The following is a 23,032-nucleotide window of genomic DNA, read 5'->3' on the forward strand; positions in this document are numbered from 1 at the left end:
AGGAGCAGGTTGTTCATTCAGGTGACTGCCCTGCCTTGCGGATCAGGGGCTCGATAGGTCGGGCCAGCTGAGATGTTTTTCATTACAATTGCGTACTGCCTCGAGGATCCAGAGCATTTCTGCATCCGGTCGCCGGATTCCGCACTCCCATAGCTCGAACACCCTCCATCCCTGCTCGAGGAGCAGGGCGCGATTACGGGCATCCCTTGCGACGTTCTGAGCGAATTTCTCCTGCCAGAAGCTTTCACGAGTACGAGGCGTTGTGGCGTAACGGCAGCCCGGATGCCTGTGCCAGAAGCAGCCGTGAACGAAAATGCAGAGCCTGTACCGGGCAAGCACCAGATCCGGCCTCCCCGGCAGCCCCTTATGGTGGAGGCGATACCGGAAGCCGTGCCGATGCAGCAGGCGCCGCACCTTCACTTCCGGAGAGGTGTTGCTACCGCGAATGCCCGCCATCATGCGAGACCTGACTTCCTTACTGACGATGTCCATGAATCAAGACCAGATGACCCTAACCCTTCCTGAGGATACGCCGCCGGAGCTCGCAGGAGTGCTCGAGGAGCCGATCCAAGTGGTGGACCTCTTCGCCGGTCCCGGTGGACTTGGCGAGGGCTTTTCGTCGTCAGGAGGCGGGAAGAGTTTCGAGATCATCGTTTCCGCCGAAATGGACCCCAAGGCATGGGAAACCTTGCGGCTGAGAGCCTTCTATCGGTTGCTCGGGAAGAAGATGCCCGAGCGGCTGTTCGAGTACTACAGCTACTGCAACAACCCGTCAGCGACCGGAGGCTTCACTCCTTCGGCGGTTACCCTGCCGCTCTGGGAGGAGGCCGGCGAGGAAGCCAAGTGCATAACCCTGGGGAGTGATCTGGGCAACGGTATCCTAGACAAGGCACTTGATGAACGGTTGGACGGAAATCGGCCCTGGGTGCTGATCGGTGGGCCGCCCTGTCAGGCCTATTCGATAGTCGGTCGTGCCCGCAATCAGGCAAAGGCCGACTACAAGGCCGAGGACGATCATCGACATTTCCTATACAAGGAATACCTCCGGATCATCCGGGAGCGTCAGCCCACTGTCTTCGTGATGGAGAATGTGAAGGGCATCCTGTCTTCGAAGGTCAATGACCAACGGATCTTCTCCAGCATTCTGAGAGACCTTTCCGATCCGCATCAGGCGCTTCACACGGAAGGGCGTGGCAAGCAGTACCGCATCTACTCGCTAGCAACCGGCGCATCATTCGGCCCGGGCGACGACGTAGAAAAGATCGATCCCAAGACGTTCATCCTCAAGGCCGAGGACTACGGCATTCCCCAGGCGAGACACCGCGTCATCCTGCTGGGCATTGCCACGGACAGCCTTCCTGTCTCTGCGAACCTGGTCACCTTGCGCAAGGCGGCATCAAGGGTTTCTGTCGGCGAGGTCCTGTGGAATTTGCCGAAGCTTCGCAGCACCCTGACGAAGATGGCTGATAGCCGAGATGCTTGGGAGACAGTGATCAGGGAGCATCTCGAGTATCTCCGGAGCGAGATCGATCCCGTGAATGCCTCCATGTGGTCAGAGCTGAACACGCTCTGGAACCGCTTTGATGCCCCCGAGCATTCGGGAGGGCGTCGTGTGGCAAGGGTGGCTGGCAGGAGGGATGGCTCCACGGGTATCGATCCACTGGATGCCTGGTATCTGGATGAGAACCTGGATTACTGGCTGAACCATGACGCCCGGGGGCATATGCCTTCGGACCTTCTCCGCTATCTGTATGCTGCCCTCTATGCACGGGCGCACGATGCCTCACCCAAGGGGCACAAGGAGTTCGCACTGGAAGCGCTTGCTCCCGACCACAAGAACTGGAAGAGCGGAAAGTTCAGTGATCGCTTCCGGGTGCAAATGGAGAAGGCGCCTGCCACGACCATCACCAGCCACATTTCCAAGGATGGGCATTACTTCATTCATTACGACCCCGGTCAGTGCCGCAGTCTGACCGTGCGTGAGGCTGCGCGTCTTCAGACCTTCCCGGACAACTACTTCTTCCAAGGCAACAGGACAGAGCAGTTTCATCAGGTTGGCAATGCCGTGCCGCCACTGCTTGCCTCCAGGATTGCTGAGGTTGTTTTCCGTATCATGCACCAAAAGGTTGATGCACATGACAGGAAGGCCCGCCTGCCTGCTGGGGTAGAGTGAGGAAGGTAGAGCCTCTACGGAGGCTCTGAAATAGCCCACGACTTGTTCGGAGGCTGGAAATCAGACCATTTCATCATCCTGGGTTCGATTTCCCTGCCTCTACTAACGTGTCTTCGAAGCGCTGCACGAACTGAACTAGCCCGATCCCCAAGACTTGGCAGATGTCGCGAAGCTGTACTAGGTCGAGCCGACGCAGGCCGCGCTCGATGTCGCTGGCGAAGGACTGCGGCCTTTCCAGAGCTTTTGCGAACTCTCCCTGCGTAAGCCCTGCTTCCTGACGGGCGAACTCGGCCAATTGGCGGCGGTTCATGCTCTGGTTCATCAACGCCATTGGCTTGTGCAGGAAGCTCTGGTGGTTGGCGACGAAATCCAGCACCACCAGTTTGTCCTTGCCCTCAGCCTTGCGCAGACCGCGCCCGAGTTGTTGCAGAAAGAGGATTTTCGATTCGGTGGGACGCAGCATCATCACCGTATCAATCACCGGCAAGTCGACGCCTTCGTTGAACAGGTCGACGGAGAACAGCACCTGCAACTCCCCAGCGCGTAATTGCTCCAGCGCTTCGCCCCGCGACAAATGCGAGTCCGCGTACACCGCCGCCGCACGGATGCCTTCTTTGCGGAAATGCTCGGCCATGTAATCGGCGTGCCGGGTGGAGACGCAAAACGCCAAGGTGCGCGCTTGCGCATGCAAGCGCCACTGGCTCAGTGCATGCCGGGCGCGGCCGAGGGTGGCCAGTTTGTTGGCCAAAAGCTCGGGATCGAAGCGGCCGTTGCGCCACGGAATGCCTTGGTAATCCACGTCACTGTCGAAGATGCCGTAGTAGTGGAACGGCACCAGCAGCTTCTCGCTCACGCCGCTAAACAGATCGCTTTCGTAGACCAGGTTGTCATCGCACAGCGCAAGAATATTGGCGTTGTCGGTGCGATCTGGCGTCGCGGTCAGGCCAAGCAGGAATGCAGGTACGAAATGCTGCAGCAGGCGATGATAGGTCGGCGCCGAGGCGTGGTGAAATTCGTCGACCACGATGTAATCGAAGTGTTGAGGCCTGAAGCGCTCCAAGTGCTCGAGCTTGCCGAGCGTTTGCACCGACGCGCACAGGACGTCGACCTGACTGTCGCGCTGCTGGCCGCGATAGAAGCCGACCCGCGCCGAGGGCTGAATGCGCGTGAAGGTCGCCGCCGCCTGATTGAGGATTTCCTCGCGGTGGGCAACGAACAGCACGCGACGCGCGCCCATTTGCTTGACGTCGAAGGCGGCCAGCCAGGTTTTACCTAAGCCCGTAGCCAACACCACCAGCCCACGCATATAGCCTTGCTCACGGGTAGCGCGTAGCGCGTGCAGCGCTTCCTGCTGCACCTTGCTAGGCACCGGCGGGGGTTCATGTTCGGTGCTGCCCGGCTCGATCTGCTGCACAGGCTTGATGCGCCGCCGCTCATAGGCGTCGATCCACGCATCGCTCAGCGTGATGCAACGCGGGTGTTCGAACAGTTCATCGAAACGCCGGCAGGCCTCCAGATAGCCATCGTCACCGGGGTAATTGATTCGATAGTTCCACTCCAGTCCCTGCTGCAGCGCCTGCCGGCTGATATTGCTGGAGCCAATAAACGCGCGCCCCCAGTCCAGCCCGCTGAACAGGTAGGCCTTGAGATGAAAACTGCTGCCAGCGCTCTGGTAGATGCGCACCTGCGCGCCCTGCTCGGCCAGCAGCATCAGTAGGCGCAAGGCCTCCGGGTCGGTGACGTCCAGATAATCGCTAGTCAGGATGCGCACCTGCGCGGCAGGCAGCGCCGCCTCGTTGCGCTGCAGCGATTCCAGCAGGTCGGGCAATAACAGACGCAGGCCGGTGGTCTTGATGAAGGCCACCGCCATGTCGACCCGGTGCGCTTGGTGAATGGCGGCGCACAGGTACGGCAGGAAGGGATTGTCGTCGCCGCCGGTCACCAGTTTGCTGGCGGCCTTATGCAGCAGGACGTTCAGCCACTGTTCATCCCGGCCCGGCCGCTGGTCCGGAGTCAGCCAACAGGTCGTGCGACTCAGGCTGGGAAGCGTCCGGGTCCACACGCCAATGCGTGTTTCATCCGCATCGGTGAAGTGGCGGCCATGGTGTTGGCGTTCGCCCTGCCCCCATTTGAAGCTGCAATACAGCAATCCGCCAGGCTTGAGCGCCCGCCACAGGCGCGCAAAGGCCTCTGGCAATTGGCGTTCGGGCACGTGCAGCAAGCTGGCGCAGGCCCAGATGCCGTCATAGCGTTCGATCTCCTCAACCTCATCGAAGCGCTTTACCGGAACGGTGAAGCCCAGCAGTTGGCTGGCACGGCTGGCCAATTGTTCGCTGGCATCGAAGGCGCTGACCTGATAGCCCTGCTTCTGAAACGCCCGGGCATCGCGGCCGGAGCCGCAACCAGCATCGAGAATACGGGCATTAACCGGCAACCCGGCAAGGAAGGGCACGTAAAGGCTGCGCAGGTCGACGTGCAGCGTGTCGTCGACGAATTGCTGGGCGTGGCGGTTGTAATAGGCCTCGGTACTGCTCACCTAAACACTCCGAAAAAGCTGACTGCCAGGCTTCAGCCCGCAGCTTGGATAGGGAGGCAGAGCATTGGAAGGCTGCAGCGGTAGAAACCATCCCTTGGGTGCCACGATCTGCCATGAGATCGCCACCTTATGCGTGTCTTCATGTACGGGTAAAGGGCGACGTGCGGTTGAGCTGCGATCCCCCCACCAGAGGCATCGCCCTATCGCCCATCGTGCATTTCCGCACACCCCCTATGCGCCAACCCACATTGATGTCGGCAATTCTGCACCCTAGGATCAAGTCAAAGGCTCACACCCATCCCATAACAACATCTTCAGGACGGACAGCCCATGCCCCAGCCCAGTGTCATTCCAACCGTCAAACTCCTGATCGGCGGCAAGCTGGTCGAGTCGTCCACCAGCCACTGGCGCGATGTCGTCAATCCGGCCACGCAGGAAGTGCTGGCGCGGGTGCCGTTCGCCACCGAGGCGGAGATGAACGCGGCGGTTGCCAGCGCCAAGGAGGCCTTCAAGACCTGGCGCAAGACGCCGATCGGCGCGCGGGCGCGGATCTTCCTCAAGTACCAGCAGTTGATCCGCGAGCACATGCAGGAGCTGGCGGCGATCCTCACCGCCGAGCAGGGCAAGACCCTGCCGGACGCCGAGGGCGATGTGTTCCGCGGCCTGGAGGTGGTCGAGCATGCCGCCGGCATCGGCAACCTGCAGCTGGGCGAGCTGGCCAACAACGTCGCCGGCGGCGTGGATACCTACACCCTGCAGCAGCCGCTCGGCGTGTGCGCCGGCATCACGCCGTTCAACTTCCCGGCGATGATTCCGCTGTGGATGTTTCCGATGGCCATCGCCACCGGCAACACCTTCGTGCTCAAGCCGTCCGAGCAGGACCCGATGGTCACCATGCGCCTGGCCGAGCTGGCCCTGGAGGCCGGCGTGCCGCCGGGCGTGCTCAACGTCATCCACGGCGGCGCCGATGCGGTGAACCTGATCTGCGATCACCCGGACATCAAGGCTGTCTCGTTCGTCGGCTCGACCAGGGTCGGCACCCACGTCTACAACCGCGCCAGCCAGGCCGGCAAGCGCGTGCAGTGCATGATGGGCGCGAAGAACCACGGCATCGTGCTGCCCGATGCGCACAAGGAGCAGACCCTCAACAACCTGGTCGGCGCCGCCTTTGGCGCGGCCGGCCAGCGCTGCATGGCGCTGTCGGTGGTGATCCTGGTCGGCGAGGCGCAGGACTGGCTGCCGGATCTGGTGGCCAAGGCCAGGACCCTGAAGGTGAATGCCGGTGTCGAGGGCGGCACCGACGTCGGCCCGGTGGTGTCCCGCGCGGCGCTGGAGCGCATCGGCGCGCTGATCGAGCGTGGCATCGGCGAAGGCGCCGAACTGGTGCTGGATGGCCGCCAGCCGCAGGTGGCCGGCTACCCGCAGGGCAATTTCATTGCGCCGACGATCTTCTCCGGGGTCACCGCCACGATGGACATCTACCGCGAGGAAATCTTCGGCCCGGTGCTCTGCGTGATGCAGGCCGCCAGCCTCGATGAGGCCATCGCGCTGGTCAACGCCAACCCCAACGGCAACGGCACGGCGCTGTTCACCCGCTCCGGCGCGGCGGCGCGGCACTTCCAGGAAGAGATCGACGTCGGCCAGGTCGGCATCAACGTGCCGATCCCGGTGCCGGCGCCGATGTTCTCCTTCAGCGGCTCGCGCGCCTCCAAGCTCGGCGACCTCGGGCCCTACGGCAAGCAGGCGGTGCAGTTCTACACGCAGACCAAGACGGTGACCCAGCGCTGGTTCGACGAGAACGAAGTCGGCGGCCCGGTGAACACCACCATCACGCTGAAATGACCGACAGCGGCGCCCCGCTTGTGCGCCGGCGCCGCTGCACTCGCCGCCAACAACAACAAGGAACACGGCCATGCATATCGGTTTTCTCGGACTCGGCAACATGGGCGGGCCGATGGCTCGCAATCTGCTCAAGGCTGGCCACCGGCTCAGCGTCTACGATCTTTCCGCCACCGCGGTCGCCGGGTTGGCGGAAGCCGGCGCGCAGCCGGCCGACTCCCCCGCCGCCGTCGCCCGGGCGGGCGTCGAGGCGATCATCACCATGCTGCCGGCCGCCGCGCAGGTGCGGCAGGTCTACCTGGGCGATGACGGGCTGCTGGCCCATGTACCGGCCGGGGTGCTGCTGATCGATTCGTCCACCATCGACCCGATGAGCGCCCGCGAGGTGGCCGCCGCCGCCGCCCGCAACGGCAATCCGATGGTCGATGCGCCGGTGTCCGGCGGCACCGTCGGCGCCGCGGCCGCCACCCTGACCTTCATGGTCGGCGGCAGCGAGGCGCAGTTCCAGCAGGCCCAGCCGATCCTCTCGGCGATGGGCAGGAACATCGTGCACTGCGGCGCCAGCGGCAACGGCCAGGTGGCCAAGGTCGCCAACAACATGCTGCTGGGCATCTCGATGATCGGCGTCGCCGAGGCCATGTCGCTGGGCGTGGCGCTGGGCATGGACGCCAAGGTGCTGGCCGGGGTGATCAATTCCTCCAGCGGCCGCTGCTGGAGCTCGGAGGTCAACAACCCGTTCCCCGGCGTGCTGGAGAACGGCCCGGCGTCGCGCGGCTACAGCGGCGGCTTCGGCACCGACCTGATGCTCAAGGACCTCGGCCTGGCCAGCGAGGCGGCCAAGCAGGTGCGCCAGCCGGTGATCCTCGGCGCGCTCGCCCAGCAGCTCTACCAGGCCAGCAGCCTGCGCGGCCAGGGGGCGCTGGACTTCTCGGCGATCATCCGCCTGTACCGCCCGGAGGACGCGACATGAGCCAGGACGCTCCGATCCTCGTCGAGCTGCGCAACCGCGTCGGCTATCTGACCCTCAACCGCCCCGCCGGGCTGAACGCGCTGACGCTGCCGATGGTGCGCATCCTGCATCGCCAGCTGCAAGCCTGGGCGGACGATCCGCAGGTGGTCGCCGTGGTGCTGCGCGGCGCGGGGGAGAAGGCCTTCTGCGCCGGCGGCGACATCCGCTCGCTGTACGACAGCTACCGCAATGGCGAACGCCTGCACCGGGATTTCTTCGTCGAGGAGTACGCGCTGGACCAGTACATCCACGCCTACGCCAAGCCGCTGCTGGCGTTGATGCACGGCTTCGTGCTAGGCGGCGGCATGGGGCTGGTGCAGGGCGCGGCGCTGCGGGTGATTGGCGAACGCACGCGCATGGGCATGCCGGAAACAGCCATCGGCTATTTCCCGGATGTGGGCGCCAGCCACTTTCTGTCGCGCCTGCGCGGCAACCTCGGCATCTACCTGGGCGTGACCGGCAACCAGGTCGACTGCGCCGATGCGCTGTATGCCGGACTCGCCGATTACTGCCTGCCCGAGGCGCGCTTCGCCGAACTGGAACGGCACCTGGACGAGCAGGACTGGAGCATGCCGGCCAGCCTGGTGCTGACCGCCCTGCTCGCCGAGCTGGGCAGCCGGGAGCTGCCGGAACCCTCGTTCAGCACTCTGTTGCCGGCCATCGAGCAACACTTCGCCCACGACAGCATCGCCGCCATCCGTGCGTCCCTGGCGAGCGAAAGCCGTGACGCCTACCGTGACTGGGCGGCACACACCCTGCAGGTGATCGACAGCCGTTCGCCGCTGGCCGTCAGCGTCACCCTGGAAATGCTCCGGCGCGGTCGCGCGCTGTCGCTGGCCGAGTGCTTTCGCCTGGAGCTGCAGTTGGGCCGCCAGTGGTTCGACCGGGGCGACATCATCGAAGGCATCCGCGCGCTGATCGTCGACAAGGACAAGAACCCGAACTGGAACCCGCCGACACTGGCCGAGGTGACCCCCAAACGCATTGCCGCTTTCTTTGACGGCGCCTGAACGAGGATCAGCCCATGCATGACATCGAACTGACCGAAGAGCAGCGCATGATCCGCGACCTGGCGCGCGACTTCGCCCGCGCCGAGATCGCGCCGCACGCCCAGGCCTGGGAAAAGGCCGCCTGGATCGACGACGCCACGGTGGCCAAACTGGGCGAGCTGGGCCTGCTCGGCATGATCGTCCCCGAGCGCTGGGGCGGCAGCTATATCGACTACGTCGCCTACGCGCTGGCAGTGGAGGAGATCTCCGCCGGCGACGGCGCCCTGGGCACGCTGATGTCCGTCCACAGCTCGGTGGGCTGCGGCCCCATCCTCAACTACGGCACGCCAGAGCAGCAGGACACCTGGCTGCCGGAGCTGGCCAGCGGTCGCGCCATCGGCTGCTTCGCCCTCACCGAACCGCACGCCGGCTCCGAAGCGCACAACCTGCGCACCCGCGCGGTGCTGGACAACGGCGACTGGGTGCTCAACGGCACCAAGCAGTTCGTCAGCAACGGCAAGCGCGCGAAGATCGCCATCGTGTTTGCCGTCACCGATCCGGAGCTGGGCAAGAAGGGCCTGTCCGCCTTTCTGGTGCCCACCGACACGCCCGGCTTCATCGTCGACCGCACCGAGCACAAGATGGGCATCCGCGCCTCCGACACCTGCGGCGTGACGTTGCGCGACTGCCGGGTGCCGGCCGCCAACCTGCTCGGCCCGCGCGGCAAGGGCCTGGCCATCGCGCTGTCCAACCTGGAGGGCGGGCGCATCGGCATCGCCGCCCAGGCGCTGGGCATCGCTCGGGCCGCCTTCGAAGCGGCGCTGGTCTATGCCCGCGAGCGCATCCAGTTCGACAAGCCGATCATCGAGCACCAGAGCGTCGCCAACCTGCTGGCCGACATGCACACCCGGATCAACGCCGCGCGCTTGCTGATCCTGCACGCCGCGCGGTTGCGCAGCGCCGAGTTGCCGTGCCTGTCGGAAGCCTCGCAGGCCAAGCTGTTCGCCTCGGAAATGGCCGAGTACGTCTGCTCCAAGGCCATGCAGATCCATGGCGGCTACGGCTACCTGGAGGACTATCCGGTGGAACGCTACTACCGCGATGCGCGCATCACGCAAATCTACGAGGGCACCAGCGAGATCCAGCGCCTGCTGATCGCCCGCGAGCTGCGCAACTACGGCGTCTAGGCACGGCCCCGCTGGAGACAGGGAGGAACGACGACTTCGATCTGCACGCGCACGGGCGGCCGGTCCGCTCTGCGTCGGCCCCGGGCATCGGGGCCGCATCCGAGACAACAATAATAAGGACGACGACGATGCTTACTGGAACGATGCAACAGACCCCGCTGATGCTCAGCGCCATCCTCACCCACGCCGCCATGGCCCACGGCGACCGGGAAATCGTCTCGCGGCTGGTCGACGAACCCCTGTGGCGCTATGACTACGCGGGCCTGGCCAGACGCGCCGGCCAGGCCGCCTCGATGCTGCACCGTCTTGGCGTGCGGGCGGGCGACATGGTTTCCTCCCTGGCCTGGAACACCCACCGTCACTTCGAGCTGTTCTTCGCCGTGCCCGGCATCGGCGCCGTGCTGCACACCGCCAATCCGCGGCTGTCCGACGAGCAGATCATCTATACGCTCAACCACGCCGGCAGCGGCGTGCTGCTGTTCGATCGCAACTTCCTGGCCCTGGTCGAACGCCTGCGCCCGAAGCTGGAGCGCATCCACACCTTCATCATGCTGTCCGATGCGCAGCGCGCCGAGCCGGGCGCGGTCGGCGCGCTGAGCTATGAAACGCTGATCGCCGACGCGCCGCCGCTCACCGCCTGGCCGCAGTTCGACGAGAACGCCGGCGCCATTCTCTGCTACACCTCCGGCACCACCGGCCACCCGAAGGGCGTGCTCTACAGCCACCGCTCCATCGTCCTGCACGCCATGGCGGCCGGGCTCAGCGGCGCCTTCGGCTTCTCGGCGTTCGACTGCATCATGCCCTGCTCCTCGCTCTATCACGGCACCGCCTGGGGCGTACCCTTCACCGCCGCCATCAACGGCTGCAAGTTCGTCCTGCCGTGCGACAAGATGGATGGCGCCAGCCTGCAGGAGCTGATCCAGAACGAGGGCGTGACCTTCTCCGGCGGCGTGCCGACCATCTGGACCATGTACCTGGACTACCTGGAACGCACCGGGGAAGACGCCGGCAAGCTGGAGCGCCTGGTGATCGGCGGTTCGGCGGTGCCCAGGGTCATGGCGCAGAAATTCCAGACCCGCTATGGCGTGAGCGTCCGCCAGCTGTGGGGCATGACCGAGACCAGCCCGCTGGGCGTGGTCGCCACGCCGACGCCGAAGCTCGAGGCGCTGGGCCAGGCCGCCGCCGACGAGGTGATTTGGACGCGCCAGGGGCGCCTGCAGTTCGGCATCGAGCTGAAGATCGTCGACGAGTCGGGCCGCGAACTGCCCCATGACGGCGTCAGTTCCGGCAACCTGCTGGTGCGCGGCCCCTGGACGGTGGAGCGCTACTTCCGCAGCGAAACCAGCGCGCTGGACGCGGACGGCTGGTTCAACACCGGCGACATCGCCACCCTGGACGCCAACGGCTTCATGCGCATCACCGACCGCAGCAAGGACGTGATCAAGTCCGGCGGCGAATGGATCAGCTCCATCGACATCGAGAACATCGCCGTCGGCTGCCCGGGCGTGCGCATCGCCGCGGTGGTCGGCGTCACCCATCCCAAATGGGAAGAACGCCCGGTGCTGATCATCGAGCCCCACGACGGCGTGGAGATCTGCGTCACCACGGTGCTCGGCCACCTGGAGCCGCACATCGTCAAATGGTGGATGCCGGACGCGGTGATCATCGACACGGTGCCGCTCACCGCCACCGGCAAGATCGACAAGAAGCGGCTGCGCGACCGCTATCGCTCGTACCTGCTCGATCTGGAGACCGGCGAAACGAGCGCGGCGAGCCTGTAGCGTTTGCGAAGGCGGCGGATCGTGTGTCATCGATCCGCCCTGCGGCGACGTGGAAAGCGACATCCACCCTACGGATAACGTGACGACCGTCAGGAACACGCCATGTCGGACACCCCTACCCAAGGCCCGTTGCGCGGCCTGCGTGTGCTGGAATTCGCCGGCATTGGTCCCGCCCCGCATTGCGCCATGCTGCTCGCCGACCTGGGCGCCGAGGTGCTGCGCATCGAGCGCGAAGGCGGCAACGGCTGGCCCAATCCGGTGGTCGATCGCGGTCGCAAGCGGCTGACCCTGGACATCCGCAGCGATGCCGGGCGCGAACGCTGCCTGGCGCTGGCCGAGAACGCCGATGTGCTGATCGAGGGCTTCCGCCCCGGGGTGATGGAGCGTCTCGGGCTCGGCCCGCAACCGATGCACGCGCGCAATCCGCGCCTGGTGTACGGGCGCATGACCGGCTGGGGCCAGGACGGCCCGCTGGCCCACAGCGCCGGGCATGACATCAACTACCTGGCCCTCAGCGGCGCGCTGGCCGCCATCGGCACGCCCGGCGGGCCGGCGACTCCGCCGCTCAACCTGGTCGGCGACTTCGGCGGCGGCTCGCTGTACCTGGCGTTCGGCATCCTCGCCGCACTGTGGGAACGCGAGCGTTCGGGGCAGGGTCAGGTGGTCGACGCGGCCATCGTCGATGGCGTGTCCTCGATGATGAGTTTCTTCGCCGGCCTGCTGCCCGGCGGCCGGATTTCCCTGGAGCGCGAGCGCAACCTGCTGGGCGGCGCCGCCCCGCATTACCGCTGCTACCGCTGCGCCGACGGCCGCGAGATCGCCATCGGCCCGCTGGAGCCGCAGTTCCTCGCCGAGTTGCTGCGGCGCATCGAGGCGCCGGCGGAGCTGCTCGCCGGCTGCGCCGACCCGGACAACTGGCCCGCACAGGGCCGCGAACTTGCAGACTTGTTCGCCCGCAAGACGCAGGCCGAGTGGTGCGCGCTGCTCGAAGGCAGCGACGCCTGTTTCGCCCCGGTGCTGACCCTGGCCGAAGCCGCGCGGCATCCGCACATGCGCCAGCGTGGCGTGTACCGCGACATCGACGGCGTGCTGCACGCCGCCCCGGCGCCGCGCTTCTCGCGCACGCCGGGAGCGATCCGGGGCTCAGTGGCGGCGCGCGACTGGGACTGAGCGCCGCCCCGCGAACGCCCTCAATCCAGCCGCTCGATGGCCATGGCGGTGGCCTCGCCGCCGCCGATGCAGATCGCCGCGATGCCCTTGCGCAGGCCGCGTTCGCGCAGTGCGGCGAGCAGGGTGACCAGGATCCGCGCGCCCGAGGCGCCGATAGGATGGCCGAGGGCGCAGGCGCCGCCGTTGACGTTGACCCGGGCGTGGTCCAGCCCGAGCTGGCGCATGGTGACCATGCTCACCACCGCGAAGGCCTCGTTGATCTCGAACAGGTCCACCTCGTCGAGGTGCCAGCCGGTGCGGGCCAGCAGGGCCTGGATGGCGCCGATCGGCGCGGTCGGGAACAGGTTCGGCGCATCGGCGAACTCCGCATGGCCGCGAATCACCGCCTGCGCCTTCAGGCCCAGGCGTTCGGCGACCGAATGCCGGGTCAGCACCAGCGCGGCGGCGCCGTCGGAAATCGAGCTGGAGTTGGCCGCCGTCACCGTACCGCCATCGCGAAACGCCGGCTTGAGCGTGGGGATCTTCTCCGGGGTGGCCTTGGGCGGCTGCTCGTCGTCGGCGATGGTCCGCTGCTCGCGGCCGCGGGTGACCGTCAGCGGGACGATCTCGCTGGCGAAGCGCCCGCCGCTGATCGCCTCGCGGGCGCGCAGCAGCGAGCTCAGCGCGTAGGCGTCCTGTGCCTCGCGGCTGAAGCCGTGGCTCTGCGCGCAGTCCTCGGCGAAGGTGCCCATCAGGCGGCCCTTGTCGTAGGCATCCTCCAGGCCGTCGAGGAACATGTGGTCGAGCAGTCTGCCGTGGCCCATGCGGTAACCGCCGCGGGCCTTTTCCAGCAGGTATGGCGCGTTGGACATGCTCTCCATGCCGCCGGCCACCACCAGGTCGACACTGCGGGCGCGCAGCACGTCGTGGGCGAAGATCGCCGCCTGCATGCCGGAGCCGCACATCTTGTTCAGCGTGGTGCAGGCGGTGCCCTGGTCCAGGCCGGCGCCCAGGGCCGCCTGACGGGCCGGCGCCTGGCCCAGGCCGGCCGGCAGCACGCAGCCCATCAGCACCTGCTGCACGCGCTCGGGCGCCACGCCGCTGCGCTCGACCGCCGCGCGAATGGCGGCGGCGCCCAGTTGCGGGGCGCTGAGGCTGGCGAGGTCGCCCTGGAAGCCGCCCATCGGCGTGCGCGCGCTGCCAAGAATCACTACCGGATCGCTGTGCATGGGGTTCACCTCTCTTTATTTCGCGGTCATGCGCAGGGCGCCGTCCAGACGGATCACTTCGCCGTTGAGCATGTCGTTCTCGACGATCTGCCGCACCAGGGCCGCAAATTCGGCCGGACGGCCCAGGCGCGGGGGAAAGGGCACGCCGGCGGCCAGCGCATCGCGCACCTCCTGCGGCATGCCGGCCATCATCGGCGTCTCGAACACGCCCGGGGCGATGGTCATCACGCGGATGCCGTAACGCGCCAGTTCGCGCGCGGCGGGCAGCGTCAGGGCGACGATGCCGCCCTTGGACGCCGCATAGGCCGCCTGCCCGATTTGACCATCGAAGGCGGCGATCGATGCGGTGTTGATGATCACCCCGCGATTGCCCTGCGCGTCCGGCGCCCCCTCGGCGATCGCCTCGGCGGCCAGGCGCAGCATGTTGAAGCTGCCGATCAGGTTGAGGCCGATCACCCGGGCGAAGCTGTCCAGGCCATGCGGCCCCTGGCGACCGAGGATGCGCTCGCCGCTGGCCACCCCCGCGCAGTTGACCAGGCCGTGCAACGCGCCGAAGTGCTCCCGCGCCGCGTTCACCGCGGCCTGGGCGGCCGCCACGTCGCACACATCGGTGACCACGCCGCGCGCATGGGCGCCCAGGGCGCGCACGCGCGCATCCAGCGCCTCGGCGTTGATGTCCGCCAGCAGCACCCGGGCGCCGGCCGCCAGCAACCCTTCGGCCGCCGCCGCGCCAAGGCCCGAAGCGCCCCCGGTGATCAGGAAAACCTTGTCCTTGATGTCCATGGCACCGCCCTCGCAATCAGGTCCGCGTCATCTTCGGCAGCCCCAATGGCGCGGACAATGGTCGCTCGTCTCAATCTGCCTGACCGTTTTCGCCAATCGGCGCGCCGAGGATCAGTGCGCGGTACTGGCCCGGATTGGTGCCGGTCCACTTGCGAAACGCCCGGTAGAACGAGCTGGCCTCGGCAAAGCCCAGTCGCTCGGCGATCTGCGTGTAGGTGAGCGTCGCATCGGCCAGCCATAGCGTGGCCATCTCCTGGCGCACCAGGTCCTTGATCGCCTGGTACGGCAGGCCGGCCTCGGCCAGGCGGCGACGCAGGGTCGAGGGCGACAGGCAGTACTGCCGCGCCAGTTGCTCGCCGCTCGGCCACTGCTCGGCCGGCAGGGCGCGCAACTGGGCCTTGATGCGGCTGGCCAGACTGCCGGTGTCGCGGTAGCGGACCAGGATGTTGGCCGGCGCTTGGGCCAGGAAGGCCTGCAGTTCCGCTTCGCTGCGGCGCACCGGCAGGTCGAGCGCGGCGGCGGCGAAGATGATCCGCGTGCGGCCCTGGGCGAAGCGCAGATTGTCGGAGAACATCACCCGATAGTCGTCGGTGTAGGCCGGTTCGGCGCAGCGCAATTCGACGGCCAGCAGCGGGATGCGCCGCCCGGTCAGCCAGCAGGCCAGACCGTGCAGGAGCATCCAGAAGGTGAAATAGCCGAACGCGCGCAGCGGCCGCTCGTCAGCCTCCAGCAGGACGACCTCCGCCAGGCTCTGGCTGCGCTGCAGGTCGGCGCGGAAGCGCTCGAAGGCCAGGGCGAAGAACTCCAGTGCCACCCGCAGCGCGCGTTCCAGGGTCGGCTGGCCCATCGCCGCGCGGCAGACGAAGGCGAAGCTGCCCGCGCGCAGCCGCCGCGCATCCATGCCGAAGAACTCGTCGTCGAAGTGCCGCGCCAGTCGGCGCCACAGCCGGCTGTACTGCGCCACCTCGACCCGCGCCTCGGCGTCGCACAGGTCGATCGTCGCCATTCCAAGCTGGCGCAGCAGGTCCTCGGCCGGTCGCTGCGGCGAGGTGAAGGCCAGCAGCGCCTGCTCCACCAGCCGCACGGAAATGCTGCCCCGGCCGTCGCGGGTCATGCGCGGCCCATCATCAGGTCGTGGCTGCTGGCCGCGACTTCGCGCAGGAAATCCCAGCACACACGCATGCGCGCCAGGTCCTTGTTTTCCACGGGCATGAGCATCCAGAAGGTGCGGGTGAACTCGATCTCGTCGACCAGCACGCCCTTGAGCAGCGGCTCGCGGCGCGCGGCGAACGCCGGCAGGATCGCCAGCCCGGCGCCGGCGGCGACGGCCTCCTGCTGGGCGAGGATGCTGGTGCTGCGCAGCGAGTGCTGGCGCGGCCGGACGATTTCGTCGAGGTAGAACAGCTCCTTGCTGTACAGCAGGTCCTCGATGTAGCTGACGAACACGTGCTCGCCGAGGTCTTCGCGGCTGCGGATCGGCGGGTGGGACGCCAGGTAGGCTTCCGAGGCGTACAGGCGCAGCACGTAGTCGGTGAGCTTGGTGATCACGTAGGGCCCGCGTTCGGGGCGCTCCAGGGTGATGACGATGTCCGCCTCGTTGCGCGCCAGGCGCACCGAGCGCGGCACCGCCAGCAGGTCCACGCCCAGGTGCGGGTAGCTGCGCGTCAGGCTGGCCAGGTGGCCGGCGAGCATCAGCGTGCCGTAGCCCTCGGTGGCGCCGATGCGCACCTGCCCGGAGAGGCGGTCGGCGCTCAGGCTCGGTTGCTCGATGGAGGCGACGGCGCTTTCCATCGCCTCGGCCTGGGCGAGCAGTTCACGTCCCGCTTCGGACAGGCGATAGCCGGCCTTGGCGCGGATGAACAACTGGCGGTCGAGGGCCTTCTCCAGCGCCTGCACGCGCCGCGCCACCGTGGTGTGGTCGACGCCCAGGCGCCGCGCGGCCGCGGTCAGCCGGCCGGCACGCGCCAGTTCGAGGAAGTAACGCAGGTTGTCCCAATCCACAGCCGCCTCCGAATGCCATCCGTGCAAAAACGCAGATTACCTCTGCGTCCAGCACCGTGGGTTTACGATTTTCCCGCTGTTAGCATCGGGCCTCGACCTCATCACAAGGAACCGCCATGAGCCCAGCCAAGATTCAGCTCGCCATGCACGGGCACACCGCCCTGTTGACCATCGCCAACCCGCCGGCCAACACCTGGGACCGCGAATCGCTGGCCGCCCTGGAGCAGTTGATCGGGCAGCTCAACGACGACCCGAATGTCTACGCGCTGGTCATCACCGGCCAGGGCGACAAGTTCTTCTCCGCCGGGGCCGATCTCAAGCAGTTCGCCGACGGCGACAAGACCGCCGCCCGCGAGGTCGCCGAGCTGTTCGGCCGCGCCTTCACGGCGCTGAGTCAGTTCCGCGGCGTGTCCATCGCCGCGATCAACGGCTACGCCATGGGCGGTGGCCTGGAATGCGCGCTGGCCTGCGACATCCGCATCGCCGAGGAGCAGGCGCAGATGGCGCTGCCGGAAGCCAGCGTCGGCCTGCTGCCGTGCGCCGGCGGCACCCAGAACCTGCCGTGGCTGGTGGGCGAAGGCTGGGCCAAGCGCATGATCCTCTGCGGCGAGCGCGTCAGCGCGCAGAAGGCCGAACGCATCGGCCTGGTCGAGGAAGTGGTGCCGCGCGGCGAGGCGCTGGCGTTCGCCCTGCAACTGGCCGAACGCGTGCATGCGCAGAGTCCCTCCTCGGTCAGCCGCTGCAAGCGCCTGGTGATGAACGCGCGCAGCGCGCCGCATGCCCAGGGCTGGGCCGCCGAGCGGGATCTGTTCGTCGAGCTGTTCGATACCCGCGACCAGCGCGAAGGCGTGAATGCCTTCCTGGAAAAGCGCAGCGCGCGCTGGCAGAACGCCTGAGCCCGGCGCAGCCCCGCCACCGCGGGGCTGTCTGCCCGCCGGCATCAGGGCTGCCGTTCCGCCTTGGGCCGCAGCGCGCTCGACCAGACATGCCGACGGCCCGGCTCCGGCGCGCTCAACGGCTGGCATTCCACCAGGCTCTCGCGGCAGCGCTGGGCGAGCAGCTGATACTCGCGCGTGGCGGCCTGCTTCCAGGCGACTTCCTCGTCGCCGAGCAGGCGCTTCACGCTGGCCGGCGTGCCCATCACCAGCGATTGCGGCTCGCAGACGAAGCCCGCCTTGACGAAGGCCGAGGCCGACACGAACGAGCGAGCGCCGATCGAGGCGCGATCCATCACCACCGCGTTCATGCCGATCAGCGCATCGGCGCCGATCCGGCAGCCGTGGATCACCGCGCCATGGCCGATATGGCCGTGCCGCTCGACCACCGTGTCGCTGTCCGGGAAGCCATGCATGACGCAGGTGTCCTGCAGGTTGGCGCCCTCCTCCAGGACGATGCGCCCGAAGTCGCCGCGCAGGCTGGCCAGCGGGCCGACGTAGCAACCGGGGCCGACGATCACATCGCCGATGAGCACCGCGGTGGGGTGCACGAAGGCGCTGGGATGCACCACCGGCGTCAGGCCATCGAGGCTGTAACAGGGCATGGCGATTCTCCTGTGCCGAGGGGGCGGCTCACTTGAAGTTGCGCTTCACCAGGCGTTCCAGCCAGCCGACGATGCCGGAGCGGAACAGCAGCACGCAGAGCACGAAGATCACCCCGAGGATCACATGCACCCACTCGCCCAGCGGGCCGTTGGACAGCGAGCTCTGCAGCGTGACCACCACCGTGGCGCCGACCAGCGGGCCGAGCAGCGTGCCCACGCCGCCGAGCAGGGTCATCAGGATGACTTCGCCGGACATGTGCCAGTGCGCATCGGTGAGCGAGGCCAGCTGGAACACCACGGTCTTGGTCGCCCCCGCCAGGCCGGCCAGCGCCGACGAAATCACGAAGGCCAGCAGCTTGTGCGCGTCGACGTTGTAGCCGAGCGACACCGCGCGCGGTTCGTTCTCGCGGATCGCCTTGAGCACCTGGCCGTAGGGCGAATGGATGGTGCGCTGGATGACCGCGAAGCCGAACACGAACACCGCCAGCACGACGTAGTACAGCGCCAGGTTGTTCTGCATGTCGATCAGGCCGAACAGGTGGCCGCGCGGTACGCCCTGCAGGCCGTTCTCGCCGCCGGTGAACGGCGCCTGGACGAAGACGAAGAACACCATCTGCGCCAGCGCCAGGGTGATCATCGCGAAGTAGATGCCCTGCCTGCGGATCGCCAGCAGGCCGAAGATCAGCCCCAGCAGCGTCGAGGCCAGCGTGCCGGCGAGGATGCCCAGCTCGGTGCTCAACCCGCTGTACGTGCTCAGCATGTGACCGGTGATGTAGCCGCCACAGGCGAAGAACGCCGCGTGGCCGAAGGACAGCAACCCCGCGTAGCCGAGCAGCAGGTTGAAGGCGCAGGCGAACAGGGCGAAGCACAGCAGCTTCATCAGGAACACCGGGTAGATGGCCAGCGGCGCCAGCAGCGCCAGGCCCAGCAGCGCCAGGTAGAACAGCTGCCGGCGGCGCGTCGCGGCACGCCGCCGTTCGCGTTCGACATTGGCCCGTACCGCCAGCGGCACCGCTGCAACGCTTTCTTGACTCGACATGCTCACGCCTCCTTACCGAACAGGCCCGCCGGACGCACCAGCAGCACCAGCACCATGATCACGAAGATCACCGTGTTGGCGGCCTCCGGGTAGAACACCTTGGTCAGGCCTTCGATCAGGCCCATGGCCAGACCGGTGATGATCGCGCCCATGATCGAACCCATGCCGCCGATGACCACCACGGCGAACACCACGATCAGCAGGTTGGCGCCCATGCCCGGCGTCACCGCATAGATGGGCGCGGCCAGCACGCCGGCGAACGCCGCCAGGGCCACGCCGTAGCCGTAGGTCAGGGTGACCAGCAGCGGCACGTTGATGCCGAACGCCTGCATCAGCTTGGGGTTCTCGGTGCCGGCGCGCAGGTACGAGCCCAGCCGGGTGCGCTCGATCATGTACCAGGTGGCGAAGCACACCAGCAGCGCGGCGACGATCACCCAGGCGCGGTAGGTGGGCAGGAACATGAAGCCCAGGTTGTAGCCGCCCTTGAGGGCCTCGGGCATCGGGTAGGACGAGCCGGACACGCCGAACAGCTTGACGAAGCTGCCCTCGACGATCAGCGCCAGGCCGAAGGTCAGCAGCAGGCCGTAGAGGTGATCCTCACCGGCGATGCGCCGCAGCAGGCCGCGCTCGATGGCCATGCCCAGCAGGCCGATCAGCAGCGGCGAGAGCAGCAGCGCCGCCCAGTAGTTGACGCCCAGGTAGTTCAGGCCGAGGAACGCGGCGAAGGCGCCGAGCATGTACTGCGCGCCATGGGCGAAGTTGATGATGCGCAGCAAGCCGAAGATGATCGCCAGGCCAAGGCTCAACAGCGCATAGAACGAGCCGTTGATCAGGCCGAGCAGCAGCTGCCCGAGCAGCACGCTCAGGGGGACGCCGAAAACGAGAGTCATGATTCACCACCGTCGTGAAGGTCCGCGCACCCCCGGCCGCTGGCGACCGGGGAGTGCCTGGATCGGCGCTCGATCAGTTCTTGGCCACCAGCTTGCACTGGCTCTCGGCGAGCGGCCGGAAGGCTTCATTGCCCGGGATGGTGCGGACCATCTGGTACAGGTCCCATTCGCCCTTGGACTCGGCCGGGGTCTTGACCTTGACCAGGTACATGTCGTGGACCATGCGACCGTCCTCGCGGATGCGGCCGTCCTTGGCGAACATGTCGTTCACCGGGGTCTTGGCCATCTGCGCGCGCACGGTCGCGGTGTCGTCGCTGCCGGTCTGCTTCACCGCGTTCAGGTAATGGGTGGTGGCCGAGTAGATGCCGGCGTGCACCATGGTCGGCTTGCTGCCGACGCGCTTCTGGTAGCGCTCCGCCCAGGCACGGGTTTCCTCGTTCATGTCCCAGTACCAGCCGGTGGTCAGCATCAGCCCCTGGGTCACGTCCAGGCCCATGGCATGGATGTCGTTGAGGAACACCACCATGCCGGCGAGCCGCTGGCCGGATTGCGTCACGCCGAATTCGCTGGCGGTCTTCAGCGAGTTGACGGTGTCGGCGCCGGCGTTGGCCAGGGCGATCACATCGGCGCCGGAGCCCTGCGCCTGCAGGATGTAGGAGGAGAAGTCGCTGCTCGGGAACGGATGGCGCACGGCGCCGACCACGCTGCCGCCCTCGGCCTGGACCACCTTCTTGATGTCGGTTTCCATCGAGTGGCCGAAGGCATAGTCGGCGGTGAGGATGTACCAGCTCTTGCCGCCGTCCTTGAGCACCGCGTTGGCAGTGCCGTTGGCCAGGGCGAAGGTGTCGTAGGTCCAGTGGATATGGTTGGGCGAGCAGTGCTCGTTGGTCAGGCTGGAGGCCGCCGCGCCGGAGATCAGCGCCAGCTTGCCGCCCTGCTCCACCACCTTGCTCGCCGCCAGCACCACGGAGCTGGCGACCAGGCCGGTCACCATGTCGACGTTGCGCTCGTCGATCCACTGGCGCACGGTGTTGGCACCGACGTCCGGCTTGTTCAGGTCGTCGGCGTTGAACAGCACGATCTTCCTGCCGTCGACCGTGCCGCCGAAGTCTTCCACCGCCATCTTCAGCGCCTCCAGGCCACCAGGGCCGGAGAGGTCGCGGTAGGTGCCGGACATGTCGGCCAGGTAGCCGATGCGGATCTCGTTGTTGCTGATCTGCGCCTGGGCAGTTGCGGCGATCAGGCTGGAAGCCAGGATGGCGCTGGCGCTGTTGCGGACAAAGTTCATGGCTCAAATCCCTCACGATTGTTTTTATTGTTTTACCGGCCGCATCCCGTGCGGCCGCTTGCTGCCTGCCTTGTCGAAAGCAGGGGTCACACCCCCAGACAACGGTTGAGAAAGTCCTTTCTGGCGTCCAGGTCCGCCGCCTTGATCTCCTCGATGATGCGGCCGTGTTCCATCACGTAGTGCCGGTCGGCCAGCGGCGCGGCGAAGCGGAAGTTCTGCTCCACCAGCACGATGGTCAGCCCGCGCTGCTTGAGCTTGATCAGCACCTCGCCGAGCTTCTGCACGATCACCGGCGCCAGGCCCTCGGTGATTTCGTCGAGCAGCAGCAGGTTGGCGCCGGTGCGCAGGATGCGCGCCATGGCGAGCATCTGCTGTTCGCCGCCGGACAGCCGCGTGCCCTGGCTGAAGCGGCGCTCGTAGAGGTTGGGGAACATCTCGTAGAGCTCGTCCAGACCCATGCCGCCGCTGCGCACGGTGGGCGGCAGCAGGAGGTTTTCCTCGACGCTGAGGCTGGCGAAGATGCCGCGTTCCTCCGGGCAGTAGCCGACCCCCAGGCGCGGGATCTGGTGCGCCGGCATGCCGATGGTCTCGTTGCCATTGACCAGGATCGAGCCGGTGCGCCGGCCGACCAGGTTCATGATGGCGCGCAGGGTGGTGGTGCGCCCGGCGCCGTTGCGCCCGAGCAGCGTGACCAGCTCGCCGCGCCCGACCACCAGGTCGACGCCGTGCAGGATGTGCGATTCGCCGTAGAAGGCGTGCAGGTCGCTGACCTGCAGTTGATGACGCTCGGCCGTCGGTTTCATGGCTGGGCCTCCACGGCGGCTTCGCTGCCCAGGTACGCCTCGCGCACCTGCGGATTGGCCGAAACGCTGTCGTAGTCGCCCTCGGCGAGCACCGCGCCGCGCGCCAGCACGGTGATGCGGTCGCACAGGCGGCTGACCACGCTGAGGTTGTGCTCGACCATCAGCACCGTGCGGTTGACGGCCGCGCGACGCACCAGGGCGACCACCATGTCGACGTCTTCGCTGCCCATGCCCTGGGTCGGCTCGTCGAGCAGCAGTACGACGGGGTCCAGCGCCAGGGTGGTGGCCAGCTCCAGCGCGCGCTTGCGGCCGTAGGGCAGCTCGATGGCCAGGGTATCGGCGAAGGATTCCAGGTCCACCTCGGCGAGCAGCTGCATGGCCTGCTCGTCGAGGGCGTGCAGGCTGCGCTCGGATTTCCAGAACTGGTAGGAATTGCCCAGCTTCTGCTGCAGGGCGACGCGCACGTTCTCCAGCACGCTCAGGTGGCCGAACACCGCGGAGATCTGGAACGAGCGCACCAGGCCGAGCCGGGCGATCTCGCTCGCCTTCATCGCGGTGATGTTCTTGCCGCGATAGAGGATCTCGCCACGGGTCGGCGTGAGGAACTTGGTAAGCAGGTTGAACACGGTGGTCTTGCCGGCCCCGTTGGGGCCGATCAAGGCATGGATGTGCCCCTGACGGACTTGCAGATCCACGGCGTCCACTGCGGTGAAGCCGCGAAACTCCTTGGTCAGGCCGCGCGTTTCCAGCACGAACTGCGATTCCATGGGATGCCCTCTAACCTTGATTGTTGTTG

The 23,032-nt window shown here is 66.9% G+C and carries 20 protein-coding genes; 8 read left to right on the forward strand and 12 right to left on the reverse strand.

Annotation, left to right across the window (positions count from 1 at the left end):
* Window positions 1-42: 42 nt before the first annotated feature.
* The gene (locus SF06_RS17995) at window positions 43-492 is read right to left on the reverse strand and encodes a very short patch repair endonuclease (protein WP_076380823.1); all 450 of its coding nucleotides are present in this window, start codon (window positions 490-492) and stop codon (window positions 43-45) included.
* On the opposite strand from SF06_RS17995, the gene SF06_RS09640 reads away from it, so the two are divergent.
* Window positions 491-2,173 carry a DNA cytosine methyltransferase gene (locus SF06_RS09640; RefSeq protein ID WP_324606699.1) on the forward strand — a complete coding sequence of 561 codons (1,683 nt, stop codon included), beginning with the start codon at window positions 491-493 and terminating at the stop codon, window positions 2,171-2,173. The genes SF06_RS17995 and SF06_RS09640 overlap by 2 nt on opposite strands.
* Before the next feature lie 73 nt (window positions 2,174-2,246).
* Here the strand turns inward: SF06_RS09640 and SF06_RS18730 are convergent, their stop codons facing one another.
* Complete coding sequence (locus tag SF06_RS18730; protein WP_052199773.1) at window positions 2,247-4,709, reverse strand: DEAD/DEAH box helicase family protein; 2,463 nt, start codon at window positions 4,707-4,709, stop codon at window positions 2,247-2,249.
* Between the two features lie 330 nt (window positions 4,710-5,039).
* On the opposite strand from SF06_RS18730, the gene SF06_RS09650 reads away from it, so the two are divergent.
* From SF06_RS09650 to SF06_RS09675, 6 genes are all read left to right on the forward strand, one after another.
* The gene (locus SF06_RS09650) at window positions 5,040-6,551 is read left to right on the forward strand and encodes a CoA-acylating methylmalonate-semialdehyde dehydrogenase (RefSeq protein WP_039561068.1); all 1,512 of its coding nucleotides are present in this window, start codon (window positions 5,040-5,042) and stop codon (window positions 6,549-6,551) included.
* 70 nt (window positions 6,552-6,621) lie between these two features.
* The gene (gene mmsB / locus SF06_RS09655; protein ID WP_039561069.1) at window positions 6,622-7,518 is read left to right on the forward strand and encodes a 3-hydroxyisobutyrate dehydrogenase; all 897 of its coding nucleotides are present in this window, start codon (window positions 6,622-6,624) and stop codon (window positions 7,516-7,518) included.
* Window positions 7,515-8,567: an enoyl-CoA hydratase/isomerase family protein gene (locus SF06_RS09660; RefSeq protein ID WP_039561071.1), complete on the forward strand. Its 1,053-nt coding sequence runs from the start codon at window positions 7,515-7,517 to the stop codon at window positions 8,565-8,567. Before mmsB ends, SF06_RS09660 begins: the two co-directional genes overlap by 4 nt.
* Before the next feature lie 14 nt (window positions 8,568-8,581).
* Window positions 8,582-9,733 (forward strand): acyl-CoA dehydrogenase family protein, encoded by a 1,152-nt coding sequence (locus SF06_RS09665; protein ID WP_039561073.1) that lies wholly within the window; start codon window positions 8,582-8,584, stop codon window positions 9,731-9,733.
* A 128-nt stretch (window positions 9,734-9,861) separates the two neighbouring features.
* Window positions 9,862-11,514: a long-chain fatty acid--CoA ligase gene (locus tag SF06_RS09670; protein ID WP_437123595.1), complete on the forward strand. Its 1,653-nt coding sequence runs from the start codon at window positions 9,862-9,864 to the stop codon at window positions 11,512-11,514.
* Between the two features lie 102 nt (window positions 11,515-11,616).
* Window positions 11,617-12,684 carry a CaiB/BaiF CoA transferase family protein gene (locus tag SF06_RS09675; protein ID WP_039561077.1) on the forward strand — a complete coding sequence of 356 codons (1,068 nt, stop codon included), beginning with the start codon at window positions 11,617-11,619 and terminating at the stop codon, window positions 12,682-12,684.
* 20 nt (window positions 12,685-12,704) lie between these two features.
* On the opposite strand, the gene SF06_RS09680 is transcribed toward SF06_RS09675, so the two are convergent.
* The 4 genes from SF06_RS09680 to SF06_RS09695 all read right to left on the reverse strand — a co-directional run bounded on the left by SF06_RS09680 (window position 12,705) and on the right by SF06_RS09695 (window position 16,676).
* Entirely contained in the window at window positions 12,705-13,892 is a 1,188-nt protein-coding gene (locus SF06_RS09680) for an acetyl-CoA C-acyltransferase (protein ID WP_039561078.1), read from the reverse strand.
* Window positions 13,893-13,907: 15 nt separating this feature from the next.
* Window positions 13,908-14,675: an SDR family NAD(P)-dependent oxidoreductase gene (locus tag SF06_RS09685; RefSeq protein WP_039561080.1), complete on the reverse strand. Its 768-nt coding sequence runs from the start codon at window positions 14,673-14,675 to the stop codon at window positions 13,908-13,910.
* A 70-nt stretch (window positions 14,676-14,745) separates the two neighbouring features.
* The gene (locus SF06_RS09690) at window positions 14,746-15,789 is read right to left on the reverse strand and encodes an AraC family transcriptional regulator (protein WP_052199774.1); all 1,044 of its coding nucleotides are present in this window, start codon (window positions 15,787-15,789) and stop codon (window positions 14,746-14,748) included.
* A complete protein-coding gene (locus SF06_RS09695) occupies window positions 15,786-16,676 on the reverse strand; it encodes a LysR family transcriptional regulator (RefSeq protein ID WP_039561082.1) in 891 nt (296 codons plus the stop codon). Before SF06_RS09695 ends, SF06_RS09690 begins: the two co-directional genes overlap by 4 nt.
* 116 nt (window positions 16,677-16,792) lie before the next feature.
* Between SF06_RS09695 and SF06_RS09700 the strand changes: the two genes are divergently transcribed.
* Window positions 16,793-17,572 carry an enoyl-CoA hydratase gene (locus SF06_RS09700; protein ID WP_039561085.1) on the forward strand — a complete coding sequence of 260 codons (780 nt, stop codon included), beginning with the start codon at window positions 16,793-16,795 and terminating at the stop codon, window positions 17,570-17,572.
* A gap of 44 nt (window positions 17,573-17,616) precedes the next feature.
* On the opposite strand, the gene paaY is transcribed toward SF06_RS09700, so the two are convergent.
* From paaY to SF06_RS09730, 6 genes are all read right to left on the reverse strand, one after another.
* The gene (gene paaY, locus SF06_RS09705; RefSeq protein WP_039561087.1) at window positions 17,617-18,216 is read right to left on the reverse strand and encodes a phenylacetic acid degradation protein PaaY; all 600 of its coding nucleotides are present in this window, start codon (window positions 18,214-18,216) and stop codon (window positions 17,617-17,619) included.
* Between the two features lie 28 nt (window positions 18,217-18,244).
* Window positions 18,245-19,255, reverse strand: coding sequence for a branched-chain amino acid ABC transporter permease (locus SF06_RS09710; RefSeq protein WP_027589061.1), 1,011 nt, complete (start codon window positions 19,253-19,255; stop codon window positions 18,245-18,247).
* 2 nt (window positions 19,256-19,257) lie between these two features.
* Window positions 19,258-20,145, reverse strand: a complete 888-nt coding sequence (locus SF06_RS09715) for a branched-chain amino acid ABC transporter permease (RefSeq protein WP_027589062.1) — start codon at window positions 20,143-20,145, stop codon at window positions 19,258-19,260.
* A gap of 73 nt (window positions 20,146-20,218) precedes the next feature.
* Entirely contained in the window at window positions 20,219-21,433 is a 1,215-nt protein-coding gene (locus SF06_RS09720; protein WP_039561089.1) for an ABC transporter substrate-binding protein, read from the reverse strand.
* Between the two features lie 86 nt (window positions 21,434-21,519).
* Entirely contained in the window at window positions 21,520-22,236 is a 717-nt protein-coding gene (locus tag SF06_RS09725) for an ABC transporter ATP-binding protein (RefSeq protein ID WP_039561091.1), read from the reverse strand.
* A complete protein-coding gene (locus tag SF06_RS09730; protein WP_027589065.1) occupies window positions 22,233-23,003 on the reverse strand; it encodes an ABC transporter ATP-binding protein in 771 nt (256 codons plus the stop codon). Before SF06_RS09730 ends, SF06_RS09725 begins: the two co-directional genes overlap by 4 nt.
* Window positions 23,004-23,032: the final 29 nt, after the last annotated feature.

Source organism: Pseudomonas flexibilis (genome assembly GCF_000802425.1).
Classification (GTDB): Bacteria; Pseudomonadota; Gammaproteobacteria; order Pseudomonadales; family Pseudomonadaceae; genus Serpens; species Serpens flexibilis.